General features: G+C 63.4%; 16 protein-coding genes and 1 tRNA gene. 11 read left to right on the plus strand and 6 right to left on the minus strand.

What is annotated here, in order from left to right:
- Window positions 1-65 precede the first annotated feature (65 nt).
- Window positions 66-142: transfer RNA gene (locus JNO53_RS13005), tRNA-Met, on the plus strand.
- On the opposite strand, the gene JNO53_RS13010 is transcribed toward JNO53_RS13005, so the two are convergent.
- Window positions 137-1,624: a TonB-dependent receptor plug domain-containing protein gene (locus JNO53_RS13010; protein ID WP_203112012.1), complete on the minus strand. Its 1,488-nt coding sequence runs from the start codon at window positions 1,622-1,624 to the stop codon at window positions 137-139. The two genes, JNO53_RS13005 and JNO53_RS13010, sit on opposite strands and share 6 nt — an antisense overlap.
- 571 nt (window positions 1,625-2,195) lie before the next feature.
- On the opposite strand from JNO53_RS13010, the gene JNO53_RS13015 reads away from it, so the two are divergent.
- From JNO53_RS13015 to JNO53_RS13035, 5 genes are all read left to right on the plus strand, one after another.
- The gene (locus JNO53_RS13015; protein ID WP_203112015.1) at window positions 2,196-2,633 is read left to right on the plus strand and encodes a hypothetical protein; all 438 of its coding nucleotides are present in this window, start codon (window positions 2,196-2,198) and stop codon (window positions 2,631-2,633) included.
- A 148-nt stretch (window positions 2,634-2,781) separates the two neighbouring features.
- The gene (locus JNO53_RS13020; RefSeq protein ID WP_238401901.1) at window positions 2,782-3,570 is read left to right on the plus strand and encodes a hypothetical protein; all 789 of its coding nucleotides are present in this window, start codon (window positions 2,782-2,784) and stop codon (window positions 3,568-3,570) included.
- A 221-nt stretch (window positions 3,571-3,791) separates the two neighbouring features.
- Window positions 3,792-4,385, plus strand: a complete 594-nt coding sequence (locus tag JNO53_RS13025; protein ID WP_203112021.1) for a hypothetical protein — start codon at window positions 3,792-3,794, stop codon at window positions 4,383-4,385.
- A gap of 96 nt (window positions 4,386-4,481) precedes the next feature.
- A complete protein-coding gene (locus JNO53_RS13030; protein WP_203112024.1) occupies window positions 4,482-4,940 on the plus strand; it encodes a hypothetical protein in 459 nt (152 codons plus the stop codon).
- A 63-nt stretch (window positions 4,941-5,003) separates the two neighbouring features.
- Window positions 5,004-7,610, plus strand: a complete 2,607-nt coding sequence (locus JNO53_RS13035; protein ID WP_203112037.1) for a TcfC E-set like domain-containing protein — start codon at window positions 5,004-5,006, stop codon at window positions 7,608-7,610.
- Between the two features lie 217 nt (window positions 7,611-7,827).
- On the opposite strand, the gene JNO53_RS13040 is transcribed toward JNO53_RS13035, so the two are convergent.
- The 3 genes from JNO53_RS13040 to JNO53_RS13050 all read right to left on the minus strand — a co-directional run bounded on the left by JNO53_RS13040 (window position 7,828) and on the right by JNO53_RS13050 (window position 11,417).
- Complete coding sequence (locus JNO53_RS13040; protein ID WP_203112039.1) at window positions 7,828-9,042, minus strand: GGDEF domain-containing protein; 1,215 nt, start codon at window positions 9,040-9,042, stop codon at window positions 7,828-7,830.
- 331 nt (window positions 9,043-9,373) lie between these two features.
- A complete protein-coding gene (gene fixJ, locus JNO53_RS13045) occupies window positions 9,374-9,985 on the minus strand; it encodes a response regulator FixJ (RefSeq protein ID WP_203112042.1) in 612 nt (203 codons plus the stop codon).
- Entirely contained in the window at window positions 9,975-11,417 is a 1,443-nt protein-coding gene (locus tag JNO53_RS13050) for a sensor histidine kinase (protein WP_238401902.1), read from the minus strand. Before JNO53_RS13050 ends, fixJ begins: the two co-directional genes overlap by 11 nt.
- A 189-nt stretch (window positions 11,418-11,606) precedes the next feature.
- On the opposite strand from JNO53_RS13050, the gene JNO53_RS13055 reads away from it, so the two are divergent.
- The 5 genes from JNO53_RS13055 to JNO53_RS13075 all read left to right on the plus strand — a co-directional run bounded on the left by JNO53_RS13055 (window position 11,607) and on the right by JNO53_RS13075 (window position 14,378).
- Window positions 11,607-12,296, plus strand: a complete 690-nt coding sequence (locus JNO53_RS13055; protein ID WP_203112048.1) for an alternative oxidase — start codon at window positions 11,607-11,609, stop codon at window positions 12,294-12,296.
- Window positions 12,297-12,686 carry a histidine kinase gene (locus tag JNO53_RS13060; protein ID WP_238401903.1) on the plus strand — a complete coding sequence of 130 codons (390 nt, stop codon included), beginning with the start codon at window positions 12,297-12,299 and terminating at the stop codon, window positions 12,684-12,686. It abuts the gene before it with no gap.
- 1 nt (window position 12,687) lies between these two features.
- Entirely contained in the window at window positions 12,688-13,074 is a 387-nt protein-coding gene (locus JNO53_RS13065) for a group III truncated hemoglobin (protein ID WP_203112051.1), read from the plus strand.
- Window positions 13,071-13,370: a DUF1971 domain-containing protein gene (locus tag JNO53_RS13070; protein ID WP_203112054.1), complete on the plus strand. Its 300-nt coding sequence runs from the start codon at window positions 13,071-13,073 to the stop codon at window positions 13,368-13,370. Before JNO53_RS13065 ends, JNO53_RS13070 begins: the two co-directional genes overlap by 4 nt.
- 393 nt (window positions 13,371-13,763) lie before the next feature.
- Complete coding sequence (locus tag JNO53_RS13075; protein WP_203112065.1) at window positions 13,764-14,378, plus strand: hypothetical protein; 615 nt, start codon at window positions 13,764-13,766, stop codon at window positions 14,376-14,378.
- A gap of 187 nt (window positions 14,379-14,565) precedes the next feature.
- Here the strand turns inward: JNO53_RS13075 and JNO53_RS13080 are convergent, their stop codons facing one another.
- Window positions 14,566-15,150 carry a YdeI/OmpD-associated family protein gene (locus JNO53_RS13080; protein WP_203112068.1) on the minus strand — a complete coding sequence of 195 codons (585 nt, stop codon included), beginning with the start codon at window positions 15,148-15,150 and terminating at the stop codon, window positions 14,566-14,568.
- Window positions 15,151-15,305: 155 nt separating this feature from the next.
- Entirely contained in the window at window positions 15,306-15,851 is a 546-nt protein-coding gene (locus JNO53_RS13085) for a hypothetical protein (protein WP_203112071.1), read from the minus strand.
- Window positions 15,852-16,219 lie beyond the last annotated feature (368 nt).

The following is a 16,219-nucleotide window of genomic DNA, read 5'->3' on the forward strand; positions in this document are numbered from 1 at the left end:
GCGCCGCCTGCCCCCGCGCCGGCGGAGGCCCGCCGAACCGCCCTGCGGTCGGCAAATGCCCATGGGGCGGAGTAGCTCAGCTGGTTAGAGCAGCGGAATCATAATCCGCGTGTCGGGGGTTCAAGTCCCTCCTCCGCTACCATTTGCGAATCCCTTCCAAACCTCGCATTTTTGGCGGTTTTCCGAGACTGCCGCGCAGGCTGTCGATCAGCGCCGGATCGTTGACTGATCCGTCGCCGAAGGGATTGAGGGCCCATGCCGGGTCGGTCGCCGCGACCGCGCGGGCCAGCCGCAGCAAGTGGACCAGGTTGACCGCCTCGTAGCCTTCGCGCTGCACGCCGTAGCCGCCGGAGAGCTCCAGCGACCATCGGCCAAGCTCGGCGCGCCCGCCGAGAATCGCGTTGAAGGCCCGAACCGTGCCTTTCACGCCCTCGGGGCCGAAGTCGGCTACGGGATCGTAGTAGACCCTGATGTTTTCTCCGGTCCCGATCGGATCGACGTAATAGGGATGGCTGGGCGTGATCGTCAGCGGCGAGATGCCGAGCACGCGCCGCCGCGCTTCGAACCGCCGCTTGGCATAGAGCGCGCGGGCGAACAGGCTGAATCCGCCGCCCAGGTTCTGCTCGCCGCTGCCGTAAAGGCTGACGGTCTCCTGGCGCGGCAGGAGATCAACGTGGCGCCGCGCATCGCCGAGGTTGAACCCGCCGGGGATAAGCTCGTCCGGCGTCAGGTCCGTGCCGTCCTGACCGGCCGGGATCCTGAATGCCGCGCCGTTGGCGGCGACGATCGTCCCGGGGTTGCCGTAGTTCGATCGCAGGTCGGGCCCGCCGAAGGGCCTAAGGTCCTCGGTCGCATAGGCGCGCTTGTGTGAAGGAAGGCGGCCGCGCTGGTAATACTCGCCGGCGACCACGACATGCCCGCCGCCCCAGCGCCTGCCGACGATCTGGCTTGCCTGATAAGTGCCCAAATCGCCGTCTGCAGTCCCTGCGCGCAGGCGCGCTTCGACACCCTCGAATCTGTTGCGCAAGCGGATGTTGACGACGCCGGCAACCGCGTCCGACCCGTAAATCGCCGAGGCGCCGTCGGTCAGGATCTCGATGCGCTCGATTGCGGCCGCCGGAATGAGCGACAGGTCCGCAAATGCGCCCGACGCCCCGCCGAGAGCCGGCCGCGTGCCGTCAATCAGAGTCAAAGTCGAACCCGGACCCAGGCCGCGCAGGTTTACGCCGGTCCCGAAGCCGATATTGCTCGTCGCATTGCCGCGCGCGGTGGTTCCGACATTCGCCTCGGCCGGGCCGCCAGAGAAGTTCTGCGGGATCGTGCGAACGAAGTCTGCGAGCGTGGCCCGGCCGCTGCGGTCGAGCTCCTCCCGATCGACCGTGATAACAGTCGATCCGACGGGGCCGCTCCCACGAATGCGCGTGCCGGTAACGACGATCGGCTCGGGCTTCGGCGCGCGCAGGTCAGGCGCCAGTTGGCCCGCCGCGCGCAGCACCAGGGCGCCTTCGATCTTCTGGACGGTGAGCCCGCTTCCGGCGAGGAGACGGGCAAGCGCCTCCTCGGCCGGTAGTTCCCCCTGGACTCGGTTGCTGCGACGATCCTCAAGCACGCTAGCGGCAGCCACGACCTCTCGGCCCGAGATGCGCGCGTATTCTATTCCCGCAGGGCGTCGCCGAGCGGCTGCTCGGCAATGTCGTACTCCCTGGGGTCGGTGTCGCCCGCTCGCGCCAGGGCAGGCGGGGCGTACGCGGCTGCTGCGGCGCAGCTCGACGCCAGGAGCGCGGCCAGAACTCTCTTGTGTATTCATTCCTCCCTCCCATGCGGCCATGACGGCCGTTGGAAGAGGAAAATGCCGGCGGGCGATCTCTCCCCCCGACTATTTTTGGGAGGCTCGCAGCTCTAGCAACATTGCCCAGCCATCGTGCGCGGGCTCAGCGCAGCAGCAATGGGGGGCGGGCGCTTTGATGCGGGAGCCGGATCGTCGATCGCCTCGATCATCCACCGCATGGACCGCCAAACGCTGCAATGTCGTTGCGGTGGGTCCCACGCCGTTCGGCCTTGCAATGCCTTAGCCGATGCTCGCCGGTACGATGAGCTGCGCGTCGCGTAGTTTGGCTGCATCTGCGCTGTTAACGCGTTCTTATCCTCGTCCGTGCGACGGTGTTTCACCGCCCAAGCCGCTAACGAGGCATCTGATGCGCATTCTTGGAAGCATTGCAGCACTCGGTCTGGGAATCGCGCTCGGTCACCCGGCCGCGGCGTCCACACCCGGCACCGAAGCTGTCGGAACGGTCAACGTCACGGTCGTCATCCCGCCGCTGGCGCAGGCCGTGGCCGCACAGCGCGATGGTGCGTCGGGCCTGTGGTCCATCCTCAACGGCAACCAAGGATTGATGGTCTCCGGCCGGAAGAGCGAAGCAGGTGAGGACTTCGAGCTTCACCTCTATGCGCCCGACCTGTCCGCGGTGACCGTCCGATCTGCCGACGGTGCGCTCGTGCTCCCTGCGCGAGCGGCGGATCCCGGGCAGGATCTGCAGCATTCGCGAATCAGCCTGCCGCTCGGTGATGGGTCGCAGTGGGTCCGCAATGCTGCCAACCCGCGCTCCAAAGTGTTCATAATTAGCACACTCTGACTAACGGATAATCTGCGGCGACGCATGAATCCGCAGATTCCCGCCGTTTCTTCCAATGCTTGGCGGCACTTGGTCTGCCGCCAAATCTGCGAACGATTGACTCTGTTAGCTAACTCATCGAACTAACGGCCAACGCGAGGTCGCGCTCGTGGTGCTCCAGGCCAAAAAGACCGGGGTGCTGAATGATGAGCCTAGGGGGGCTATCGTGCGCACTGCGTTTGCTGCGGCAGCATTGGTCTGCTCGTATATTGTCGCCTGGCCGGCATCGGCCCACTTGTCGATCGACAAGCTGTGGGTCGAGTTCGAGGAGGGTGATCGGGAGCGGAACGACCTGATCATTCGCAACGACAGCGAGGATCGCTATTACGTTTCCATAGCTGTCTCCGAAGTGCTCCAACCGGGCACCGAGAACGAAACCCGGGTCACCGAAGCCGATCCCGAGAGGCTCGGGTTGCTCGTCACGCCGAACAAGCTGGTCCTCGAGCCTGGGGCGATCCGCTCGATCAGGCTTGTCTCGCTGAACTCCGGACTCACCAGCGACCGCGTCTACCGTGTCCTCATCTCGCCACAGGTGGGCGCGATCAAGACAGCAAGCGGCGTAGATGAGGTGCGCGGGATAGCGATCAAGATGCTTGCCGCCTACGACGTGCTGGTCGTCGATCGGCCGACCCAGCGAAGCAGCGATATCATTGCCGAGCGGGATGCCGGCGCTCTTACGTTACGCAACCAGGGCAACACGAACGTCCTCCTTGCCGGAGGTTCCGTCTGCCCTGCGTCGGTCGGCAACACGCCGGACGAAGGCCGCTGCCGCGCGATCGCAGCGCGTCGGCTCTACGCAGGAAACCTCACCACGGTCGAATTGGGGGCGGCCACGGATAAAGTATTCATAACGACCAAGTCGGGTCCAAGCGCGGCAGAGGTAGAGCAGGTCTTCTAGGGTCTCCGCCGAAGTAAAAAGAATAACCAAGAGGTCGCATATCGAAATCTCGAGTCCGTTGACTCGGGTAAATGCATTCCTGTGCTTTTTATAAATAAAAAAACAAATAAATATTTGGTGTGATGGTTAACGTGGTTTTAAGACGTGGATCAATTTGTTAGCAAGAGCCGAATCGGAAAATACCCGATTCGCTCTCGCCAGTAAAATGTAAGGAAAAGACCATGAGGAAAATTGGATTTATTATTGGTGCGGCTGCTGCAATGGCAGTTTCTTCACCGGCACTCGCCGCAACCGATGGCACGCTTTCCGATAGCGACAGCACCGGTACGCTCGATCTCGAAGTCACCGTCGTCCCGATGGTAAGCATTCGCGGGCTCGACGACCTGAGCATGACGATCGATGCAGCGACGATCGCGTCCAATTTCGGCAGCACCAGCGCGATTTCGCAGTTCTGCGTCTTCTCCAACGCCGATGCGGCCGGCTCGTACAACGTGAGCGTCAACGGCACCGCAGGCGACGGCCTGGGCAATCCCTACGGTCTGGTCGGCTCCGCCACCGGAACGCAGCTGAACCACACCGTCGGCTACTATGACGCAGCCGCTTACAATTCGGTCGCGGCCTCGTTCATGCGTCCGGGCGTCGAGCACGCCATGGAAAACACGCGCAATGGCCAGGCCCGTGCAACCGATCTGAACTGCACCAACGCTGGTGGTCAGAACGCGTCGATGCGGGTCACCGTTCGCAATGCCAACGCGCTTGCTGCACTGGCCGACACCTACACCGGCTCGCTGTCGGTCGTGGTTTCCGTCCCCTGAGGAACCCGCCGAGCGGAGGCGGGCGCTGGCCCGCCTCCGTTTCCCTTGCGCCATAGCGCGCGGGGACACTGGGACAACGGGGAAGGGCCGCAATACATGCTCAGATCGACCGTCATGTGCACCGGCCTTCTCGGCCTTGCCCCCGTGATCCACGGTGCGCCTGCAGCGGCGCAAACGGTGTCTCAGCCCGCCGCCTCGATCCATCTCACACAAAGCCGCGCCGGTCCCTATCGCTGGTTCGGAGCAGGTGAGATCCACGTACGGACCACGGCCTGCATCGCGAGCACCACCGGGCGCTATCGGCTCACGCTTCGCTCCGCGACCACCGATGCACTCGGCTTCGAAGTCGAGTTCGTCACGGATGAAGGGGACGCGGCCGAGCGTCACGCGCCTGCCGGGCAGCCGATCCAGTTCGAGGGGCGGACCCGCTTCCGCGACGATTGCCGCGGTGTTTCCAACGCCACGATCAGCATCCGCTTTCCCAAGGACACCCTCTCCGCCGCATTGGCCGGCGAATACGCGAAGCGGATAGAATTCAGTGTCGAGCCAGCCTGAAGGGCTTCCAGCGTGAGCGGTCATTCGGGATCCCGCCGCGCGTGGGGCTTTTTGAGGTGCTGTGTGAGCACGGCCGCCTTGATGGCCTCGGCGGCTTACGCGCAGAGCGATGCGCCCGCCGGATACGCCGGGCAGAGCGATCGCGGACCGGCGATCGACGAACGTGCCTACGTCGCTATGGCCGAAGGCAACCAGCTGGAGACCGAGCCGCCTCCCGGCTTCGGCGCGGTCGATTCCGCGGTCGAGACATTCTTCGATCTCTATTACCTCGACCGCAACGTTGGCGCGTTCCGCGCCGTGCTCGACGATGGCCGGATCCGTTTCCTCGAGCCGGAAGCCATAGCCGACGCACTGGCGGAGCAGGTCGACCGGGGGGTCGTGCTTGCGCTGCTCGCGCAGCCGCTCGACGCCAACGAACGCTTCCGCTGCTTTGGCGGGCAGACCACCAATTGCGGCGTTCTGGCGCCCGGCACGCGGGGCGTCATCGTCAACCCGGAACGCTTCTCGGCTGAGCTGTTCTTTCTTCCCGCCGATGTGCTGCTCGAAAGCGCCGCCTCGCTCACCCTCGGCCCGCCCTCGACCGGGCCCTCGCTGATTCAGACGGTGAACTTCTCGGCGTCGCGATCCGGCGGGCTCGATTCCGGCGTACGCTTCGGCGCCACCTTCGACACCGCCGCCAGCATCGGAGCCACCGCTTTCCTCGCAAGGACCGTGGTAGATGACGAAGAGGGCGCACGGCTGCTCGAAGCGGCGGCGCAGCACGTTTGGGACAACCGGATAGCCCGCGCGGGGCTGTTCGAGGACTTCAACACGCGCCTGCTCACATCCTTTCGCGTGGCCGGTGCCGAGTTCGCCAGCTTTTACCCTCGCAAAGCCTACGAGACGGGGATCGCCACTCCGATCCAGATCGTGCTGCCACGCGAAGCCGACGTCGAACTCCGCCGCCAGGGCGTGATCGTGTCGATCCGTCACTATTCGGCAGGACCGCAGCTGATCGACACCAGCAGCCTTCCCGAAGGCTCCTATCCGATCGAGATCGTGGCCCGCAGCGGCGGCACGATCGTGTTCGAGGATGTCCGTTCCTTCACCAAGGCGCCGGGACTGCCGATCGCAGGCGAAACCGAGTTCAGCATCCGGGCCGGGTTCTACGCGCCCGACATGATTCTCCTCGACGCGCTCGAAACCAGCGAGCCCTTCTTCCCGCGCGTGAGTAGCAGTCCGGTAATCGCCGCGCGAATGCGGCGGCGCATTTCCGGCACGACCGCGTTCGATCTGAACGCGCTTCACATCGACGGCGGCAACTACGCCGAGGCGAGCCTCTCGACGGTCCAGGGGATGCTCCGCGGGTTCGCCACGGTGGCAGGAAGCGACAACGGGTCCTATGGCGCTCTCGTCAGCGGCTCGCTCGATCTGAATCCCGTCCGGATCAGTCTCACCGGGCGATATTCGCAATCCGAAGTGGACGATTTCGATCTTGCCGACCTCGAGCGCCGCGACGACTATCGCCCCTTCACGCGCTCCGAGCGCAGCGTGTTCGGATCGGTGCAGTTCCCGCTTGCCGGAGGCTCGATGAGCGCGTCGGCCGGGTACACCCGGTTCAGCCGGGCGATCGACGATTACAGTATCGACCTGCGCTATACCCGCCCCATCCAGATCGCGGGCCGGCGTCCGCTGCTTTCGGCCTACGCACGTGCGTCGAGCCGGGAGAAACGCATCGGCTTCACGCTCAACTTCCTCTTCGGGCTCGACCGGCGAACCAGCCTTTCGGTGCGCGGCGGAGGCGAGTATTTGACTGATGTCCGCGGAAATGCCCGCGAAGGCCTCTCGCCCGTCGTCGATGCCACGCTCTCGCACCTGCGCGAGTTTGGCAATCTGGAGGTCCTCGGTCAGGTCGGCGTGGCGACGCAGGCCGATGCCGATCGCGCCTTCGCGAGCGCCGACATGCGCAGCTCCCTCGGTCAACTCGACCTTACCGCGCAGCACCAGCGCCAGCGAGGCGGAGACAGTTTCAACTCGATCTTTGCCAATGGCCGGACGGGCTTCGCGATCGGTGGCGGCGGTGCGAAATTCGGCCTCGCCGAAGTGGGTGAGGCGATCATCCTGTCCGACATCGCGGTGGACGACGGCGGAGCGGGCAAGGACCAAGCGCTCGCCAACAGCGGTTACCGGATCAAGGTGAACGGCCAGCCGTTCGACCGGATCGTACCGGGCAGCACGTCGGCGGTCGGGGTGCCGGCGTACGAGGACTACCGGATCGAACTGACAGCGGAGAATGTGCCGCCCTACGAGATCGACACCCGGATCCAGGCGATCACGCTATACCCGGGCAATGTCGCGTACCTTCGCTACGAGGCGGCGAAGTCCTATCCCGTCTTCGGCCGGCTGGTGGATACCGAAGGGCGGCCGCTGGCGCATGCCATCCTGCGCACGCGCGCCGATGTCGTCACGACCGACGAACGAGGGTATTTCCTGATCTCGGTCCATGCGGGCGAGCGCCTGGGCGTGTCGTTCGACGATGGCGCCAGCTGCCGCCCGCTCGACCTTGGGCGCGCTATCGATGGCGGCGGGAGCAGAAAGCTCTACCGGGCGGGGGACGTGGCGTGCGAGCGGGCCGACGCCGCGCCTGCGAAGGTCGACTTACAAGCCGGACAGATGTCCGAGGATGAATGATTTTCCCGCATATCTGGGCTCGAATTCCTCAACCTCCGCGGAATACGAATGAGGCAACCTGGTCCCGTACGACTTGAGGCGGGTAGGCCATCGCCTTGGATAGGGATCGAAGCGCTCAAGATCGAGCTGCCGCTCCCGATCATGGACGAACCTCGCCGATGGCTTTTTTAATCCCCCAGTCGGCCGCACTAGCGGATCGGTCCGAGGGACAGTGGAGTCAACGAGAGACCAGGCTGCTTTCCGCCGGTTCGGGCCGCGGCGTGCCGGGCGCTGAAGGTGCCTCTGCAAGGCTAAGATCTACACGATTTCGGCCGCCCGCTTTCGCGCGATATAGGGCTGCGTCGGCCCGCCGCGACAGATCGTACAAGGTGTCGCCCTGGGTCATTTGCGCAATGCCGAATGACGCAGTTACGGCGTAGTCGCCGTTCAGTGGCGTAATGCGCTCGGCCGCGAGCCGTTCACGCGCCGCTTCAGCGATGCGTCGACCCTCGGCGAGGGTTGTGCCGGGAAGAAGCACGGCAAACTCTTCACCGCCCAGTCGGCTGACGATCGCCTCGCCGCGAACTGCTTGCCGGAGCAAAGCGGCAAAGTGCGCGATTACCTGATCGCCCACAGCGTGGCCAAAGCGGTCGTTGATCGACTTGAAATAGTCGATGTCGGCCGTCACCAGCGTAAGCGGCTCGTTGGTGCGTCGCGCGTGTGCCAGCATTGGCTCGGAGCGCAGATCGAAGCCGCGACGGTTGAGGACGCCCGAGAGCGCGTCGGTTTCCGAACGTGCCGCCATTTCTGCAGTCGTATCGCGCATCATCACCAGCAGCAGGACCAGTGCGAGCGCCACGAGCGTCACCGACGCCATGCTTTGCGAGACTGCCGCATATGTCGTCGCCATGTAGCCCTGCGGCGCAGTGGCGGTGCCGATGGTCCACGCGATCCAAGGCTTGAGCAGATAAAGCGAGGCGGCCACTCCGTTCAGCGCGAACAGGAGCAAGTCCAGCGGCTGACGGCGCTTCGAGCGATAGATGACCAGTCCCACCGCCACGTGCATGGCAAAGTAGGGCACCTGATACAGAATACTTCGTGCCGGCGAACCGTACGTCAGTGTGAAGATGATGGGTGCGGCGAGCACGCTCGCCGCCCAGATCGCTGCCACCGTCCGCCATGGGGGTGCCGTGCCATAGTGGCGCGCGATCCCGATCAGGCAAAACGTGAGGGCGAGGAGATAGACTAGGAATATCCCGGTCACGATGGGCGCAGGATCGTTTTGCCAAGGCAGGATAAACTCGAGCGGGATGCTCACGATGCCGGTCGCGTAACCGAGTGCCAGCCACCGGGGTCCCTGAGCCGTGCGGTTCATTGCGGCCACCACTCCGAACGCAAGCGCAAAGATGCCTGCGATGAACATGTTGATGGCAAGAACGAACGCGGCAGTCATCGACCCACTCATGATACAGTCGGCAGTCCCTTTGGCCGATGAAGACAAAGGTCCGGTTAACCCATTGATGCATTAATCAGCTGTGCTTCTGATTCAGCCTGGCTAGCGATCGATCCACATAGGTGTGCAAATGAGATGCGGGGGCCCCGCACCATGCGGTGCAGTCAACGAAATCGGATACACTTTTCATCGGCGTTTCCGCCGCAGCCCAGTGCCGCGTGCTAGCCTTTGGCTGCTGGGTTTCGACCTAGAGGCGAATTAATTTCCGCGCGTGCGTGGAAATCTGGAGATTCTGCTGGAGCGGGCGATGGTATGATCGCTGGACTTCGCGTCACGTCAGCCTTGCGACGGTCACCATGCGCACGAGGTCCGACAAAGTCCGGGCCTGCATCTTCATCATGACGTTGGCGCGGTAGACTTCGACGGTGCGCGCGCTGATATCGAGATCGAACGCAATCGCCTTGTTCGCCTGGCCGGCGACGAGGCCGTCCATGACCTCGCGCTCGCGCGGGGACAGGGTGGCCATGCGATCCAGGATCTGCTGCCGTTCCGCTTGCGCGTGGTCCTCACCGGCTTGCTGGGCCAAAGCACTTCGGATTGCCGTCAGCATTACCGCGTCGTCGAACGGCTTCTCTATAAAATCCGCGACCCCCGCTTTCATCGCCTGGATCGCAAGCGGCACGTCGGCGTGGCCGGTGATGACGATCACCGGAACGGAGACGCCGCGCTCCCTCAGCTCCTGCACCAGTTCGACCCCGCTCCGCCCGGGCATGCGTACGTCGGTGACGATGCATGCGCCGGCCAGCGGCGGAGAGGACTTGAGAAAGGCGTCGGCGGAGGAAAACGAACGCACTCTGATTCCGGAAACGTCGAGCAAAAACTCCAGCGAATCGCGGGCACTTTCGTCATCGTCGATCACATAGACGATCGGCTCACTCGCCATCGTAGCATTCCTCCTTGCCGATCCGCTCCAGAGTAAAGCCGAACAGCGCACCGCCGCCGTCGCGGGGCCGGGCCCAAATCCGCCCGCCGTGCGCTTCGATGATCGTGCGCGAGATCGACAGGCCGACCCCCATACCGGTGCGCTTGGTGGTAATGAAGGGCTGGAACAACCGCTCTGCGACTTCGGGATCGATACCGGGTCCGTTGTCGGCGACGGTCACCTGCGCCAGGCCATCGTCCACCGGCTCGATCGCTACGGTCAACTCGCGCGGCCCGGGCTTGGTGTCGGACAGCGCGTCGACCGCGTTGCGCACGAGGTTCAGCACCACTTGCTGGACCTGAACCTTGTCCGCCAGCACCAGATCCACGTCGGGGCTGAAGGCGTATTGGACGCGGATGCCGTATTCCTTCGCTCCGACGAGCGCCAATGCGCTTGCTTCCTCGACCAGCTTCGGCAGGCTCTCAAGCGTGCGCTCGGTTTCGCCGCGCGCCAGAAAATCCCGCAGGCGCCGAATGATGTCGCCGGCCCGAAGCGCCTCGTTGGCGGCCCGGTCAACCGCATCTGCCACCCGCGCATGCGGCACTTCGTCCCGCGCTAGCAGCGTGCGGCTGCCCTTGAGATAGTTGGCAATCGCCGAGAGGGGCTGGTTGAGTTCGTGCGCGAGGGCCGAGGCCATTTCGCCCAGCGCCGTCAAGCGGGACACCTGGATCAGTTCGTTCTGCAATTCCTGTAGGCGAGCTTCTGCCTGTTGCCGCTCGGTCAGATCGCGGATGAAACCGGTGAAGAAGCGCTGCCCTTCCGCTCTCATTTCGCCCACGGCCAGCTCCAGCGGGAAGGTCGAACCATCCTTGCGCTCTCCCACGACGACTCTCCCCTTGCCGATGATCCGCTGCTCGCCGGTGCGGTAATACCGCTCCAGATAGCCGTCGTGCGCGCTGCGGTATGGCTCCGGCATCAGCAGCCGGACGTTGCGACTGGCCACATCGGCAGCGGTCCACCCGAACATACGCTCGGCGGCGTGGCTGAAGTCTCGGATCCGGCCTTCTTCGTCGATGACCACCATCGCGTCGGGTACCGTTTCGAGGATCGAGCGCAGGTGCGCCTCGCGGCGGGCCAGGCCGGCCGCGGCTGCTTCGGTCTCGACACGTGCGCGCTGAAACCATTCGCCGCCAACCGCGATGGCGAGGCCGAAGAGCACGAACGCGCCGCCGGCGATCATGCTGCCGCTTTCGAGCGGCCCCGTCAGCCGGTCGCACCATAGGCCTGCGGCCGCGCCGGCCAGAGCGGCCAATGCGCCCGCCCGCAAACCCGAAAGGGCGCTGGCGACCACCACGCCGGGGACGAAGAAGATGAAGGTCGCCCGCTGTCCCAGCTCCTCGTCGAACAGCACGCGGACTGCGGCGCCGGCAGCGAGGGCGAGCAAGGCCAGCATCAAAGCGGTTGGAACCGCCAGGCGCGGCAGGAAGCGACTGGTGAACGTCGCCCGCGCGACCTCCGGGAAAGCCCTTAGGGACCTGGGGGTAGGGACATCATCCAAATTTCATGCCTCCCGCCGCCGCCGTAGATGCCGTGAATGGCCAGGCGCTCCGGTTCTCTCGCGCCGCCAAGTGGAGAAATTTCAATGACCGCACCCTTCATCGATCTCGGTGTCCACCACAAGCCCCGCGGGTTCTCCGACCGGATCGCCTTCGGTTTCACCAAGGCGCTGCGCTGGTGCGCCGACACCTTCTTTGCCGAGCGCTACGGCCACCGCGCCGTCGTGCTCGAGACCGTGGCTGCCGTACCCGGCATGGTCGGTGCGACCATCAACCATCTCGCCTGCCTGCGCCGCATGTGCGACGATCAGGGCTGGATCAAGACGCTCATGGACGAAGCCGAGAACGAGCGCATGCATCTGATGACTTTCATCGAAGTCTCCAAGCCGACTCTGTTCGAGCGGGCGGTGATCATCGGCGTGCAGTGGGTGTTCTACCTGTTCTTCTTCGCTCTCTATCTGAGTAGCGCGAAGACCGCGCACCGCGTCGTCGGTTACTTCGAAGAAGAGGCGGTGATCAGCTACACGCATTATCTTGCCGAGATCGACGAGGGGCGCAGCGAGAACGTTCCGGCGCCGGAGATCGCCAAGCGGTACTGGGGACTGGCCGAGGACGCGACGCTGCGGGACGTGGTGCTCGTGGTCCGCGCCGACGAGGCGCATCACCGCGACGTCAACCATGGCTTCGCCAACGAGCTTTCCGGACTGCCGGTCGGCGCGGTGGCCGAATGCCCGCCGCACGTCGAGCTTCAGCCGAACTGGAAGCGGGCGGCCTGATTGCACGTCGCTGCCGGCAGGGGACGGGACATGAACAAGCAATCTTCGATCCTGCTGTTCGTCGGCGACCAGCCGGTCCTGTCCTCACTTGAGTTCGCGCTCGCGCTCGACGGTTTCGAGGTCGCGGAGGGCGCCGCCGCGAAGGATGATATCCTCTCCGCCGGTTGCCTGGTGGTGGACCAGAACTATCGTGGCGACGGTGCCGCCTTCCTCGCGGGATTGCGGCAAGACGGCTGCACTGCACCGGCGGTCCTCCTGGTCACCAATCCGACCTCAGCCTTCCGCCTTCGCGCGGCGGCCGCCGGGGCCGCCGTCATAGAAAAGCCCCTGCTGGGTGAAGAGCTTTCGCATGCCTTGCGCGGAAAGCTGGATCGTCGTGAGGCTGCATGAAATGACCGATTCTCTCGTTACCGAAGACGACATCAGCCGCCTGGTCCCCGCATTCTACGATCGTGTTCGCCGCGATGCGCTGCTCGGGCCGATCTTCAACGGCGCGATCGACGACTGGCCCGCCCATCTGGACAAGCTGGAGGCCTTCTGGTCCTCCATCATGCTCTCGAGCGGACGTTACAAGGGACACCCGATGCGGGCGCACGTTCGTCACGAAACGGCAATGACCAGCGCGGCGTTCGATCGCTGGCTCGGCCTTTGGCGCGAAACCACCGACGAACTCCTGTCGCGCGCGGCCGCCGCCGCTTTCCAGGACAAGGCTCGCCGGATCGCCGAAAGTCTCCAACTCGGGGTGCAGTTCTACCGCGCCAAGGGGCAAGGAGCGTGAGCGTGCTCCTCCCCGACGGGCTCGAGCCGTACAAGCGAACCGCGACCTTCACCGAGGACACCGTGCCCGCGGCTCTGACGAACGATCACTCGACCAAGGACGGCGTCTGGGGCCTGATCCACGTCGAGGAGGGCCGAATGCGCTATGTCGTGACTGACCCCCGCCGCCCGGCTGAAGAGCGCGTCCTGACTCCGCAAAGCGGACCGGGCGTGGTCGAGCCGACCATCCTTCATCGCGTCGAGCCGCTCGGCGCCGTGCGGTTCCATGTGCAGTTCCTGCGCCCGGAGACTGAGTGACAGCCGCGATACCGCTGCCCAGGCGGCGGAACGCGGGCAGCTTCAGGCGTAGTGAAAGGTGGTGAATATCACCGCTAACGCCAGACCGAACGCCATCAGCATCACGCCGGCATTACGCCTCGCGTAGATTTGCGGATCATCGTCTGCCTTGAACGACTAGGGCAGCTTCGCCACGCGACCGATGTAGAACAGCCGGGCGCTGGCCATTCTTGAGATGCCTGCATCGACCCGAGCAACTTTCCGAGAGATCGGCTGGAGGTCGGTTATGAACAGCCTGGCCAACCCTGGCGAAGCCTAAAATAATTCAGGATCGTTTTCGTTGATTACCCCCTCTAAAGAAACCTAATTCTAGAATCACATTCCTCTATCGTGAGAGGAAAGGCGGGGGGCACTATGAGAATAGCTGCAGCTATTTGCTCGCCTGTGCTGGCGATCGGCCTGTCAGGGTGTGCTTGGCAACACCTTACGTCGGATTCGTACGTGCACGGCGGGAACACGAACAGAGTCTTCGTTTGGAACTCGGACTACAGCGCGGGCATCGGGACGGAACACGGCATCTGTGCGCAAGGCGCTCTCACGGCCACAGCACGAACAGCGGCGCTCGGGGCGCAGGTTGCAGACAAGGCCAAGACCATCGACGCTCGTGCCGCTGCCGAGTACGCAGAGGCAGTCGCGGCGCTGAACGTCAGCAGCGTCCAAACCTCTTATGCGAATATTGCGTACTTTTACCTCTGTCAGATTTCTCTGAATCGCACTGGAGAAACATCGGATGGTCGTCTCACCGGCAATCAAATCGAAGCGATGTTCAAAGCCGTTGGGGAGTCCGCCGCGAAGATCAATGTAGGTGCCTCGGCCCCGGTCTCGATAAACTCGCCACAAGCCGTTGCCGTCGTGAAGGAGATGTTCGCGCGTGCCGGTATTCAGAAGGACGACGAAGAAATCGAAAGGGAACTTGAGGAAATTGCGGGTAATGTACCAAACAGGCAGCTCACCGATCCGGACTTATGAGCATAGCGCCCGTTCGGCTGAAAAGGCATCGTTGCGAATATCGAATTGATCGCAATCTAATCAATCGACGAGGCCTGCGACCGGATACAGCGCGGCGATGTCAAATGCCGCTCCGTCATCGATAATCGATCACCTGCAAGCCTGATCAGCGCTAAGTTCCGGAGGGATAAGCTGTGCTCGACATCAACTATCCATGAAGAGTCTCACCGCGTTCTAGCATCGCGACAAATTCTGCAATTTTGCGCCTACGCGTTTGTGCCAGTTTGACCGCGCCGATCCGGTAGAGAATGGCGTAGCGATTGGCGCCCGTAAGCGTTGCAAAAAACGCAGCAGCTTTCGCGTTGGCGTCGAGCGCCTCTTGTAAGTCCGGCGGCACCTCAGCTTTGCTGGCAGACGCATAGGCGGTATCCCAGCGGCCATCTGCCTTTGCCGCTTCGACTTCTTCCATCCCGCGTGCCGCCATGCGTCTGTCAGCGATGAGCTTGAGCGCGCGTCCGCGGTTCACCTGAGACCATTTGCTGCGAGGCTTGCGCGGCGTGAAACGGATTAGCCAGCTCTGCTCGTCATACTTATCCAGTTGTCCATCGATCCAGCCGTGACAGATCGCTGCATCGATCGCCTCTGCCTTGGTCAGGGTGACAAGCCCCGAGCCCTGTTTGGCAAACCGGAGCCATGCGCCCTCGGCGTCCGGTCTCTGACGAGACAACCACTCGACGAATTGGGCGCTGGTTTCGAACAAGATGATCGGAAGGCCGGACTTCAGTTCGCTCATGCAATCATTCTAGGTTCTCGCGAACAGTCTGAGAAGCTTCCTGCGGCGAGATACACTCATCGCCGACGTAGCGGTTGTTCACCGAGTCCTCGTCGAAAACTGCCATTTCATTCATTGCAAATGTCGGTGTCCGATAAGTAAAGCGATCAACGCGTTCACCAGACTGGCCTGAAACCCTCCAGCCCGCGCGGATCGAACACGCAGATCCTTTCGTCGCGATGCCATCCGCACGGGTAGAAGCCGGCGTCGAGCACAGCGTAGGCAGCTTCCAGCGGAAGGGCGTTGTTACGGCCCATGACGTGACGGCCAAGCGAAACGGTTTTCAGCATCTCCAACAGATCATAGGCGACCGTGAGCCAGAATTCCTCGAAGGGCGTGATGGTCTTGCGGATACGTTTGATCTTGAGCGCCCGCTCGAACTCTCCGCGGGTTTTCCAGCTCCCCTCGGCTTGCGTTTCGATGAGGGCGCGCGCCTCACGCGCATCAGGCGTGGAATAAAAATCCGATACCGCATCACTGACGACATCGCTCCAGATCAGGTAGCCGCCCGGAACGTCCTGCGCATTTGCCAGCAGCATGGCCCGGTCGAGATCGGTGATAAGTTCAGCTCCGGACGGTAATCTGTCGGCATGCATTGCCGACAAAAGGCGATTGCTGGCGAACAATCTTATGGGTGCAAGGATGAAATCGGCGTCTGTCACGGCACGTAGTGTGCGATAAATAACGCAAGGGGCAAATGGCGAATGTGGCTACCGCCCCTCACATGCGGACATGGCTTGCGCTGTTTGGCAGCTTCCGGCGACATAGCGGCCATTCGGCGGCTCGAAACGGCTCCTTGAGACCTTCCTTTCGTTCAGCAAGCTATCGGGGTGGGCCGACCGACCGGGTTTGGGAAACCGGATGTAGCGCTGCTGCTCAATCCTCCTCGAAAGCGACCGTACATGACGTGACCCCCAGCTTTCCTCCAGCTGGGATTAGAGCCGGGCGGTTGTTTTGCGCATGAGCGCGGTTGAAGCAATGGGCTGCGCAGCGGAGCCCGTAGGGCGTAGCGGAGCAGGCCATTGCTTTT

The sequence above is a fragment of the Altererythrobacter sp. C41 genome (genome assembly GCF_016803135.1).
Taxonomy (GTDB): Bacteria; Pseudomonadota; Alphaproteobacteria; order Sphingomonadales; family Sphingomonadaceae; genus Pelagerythrobacter.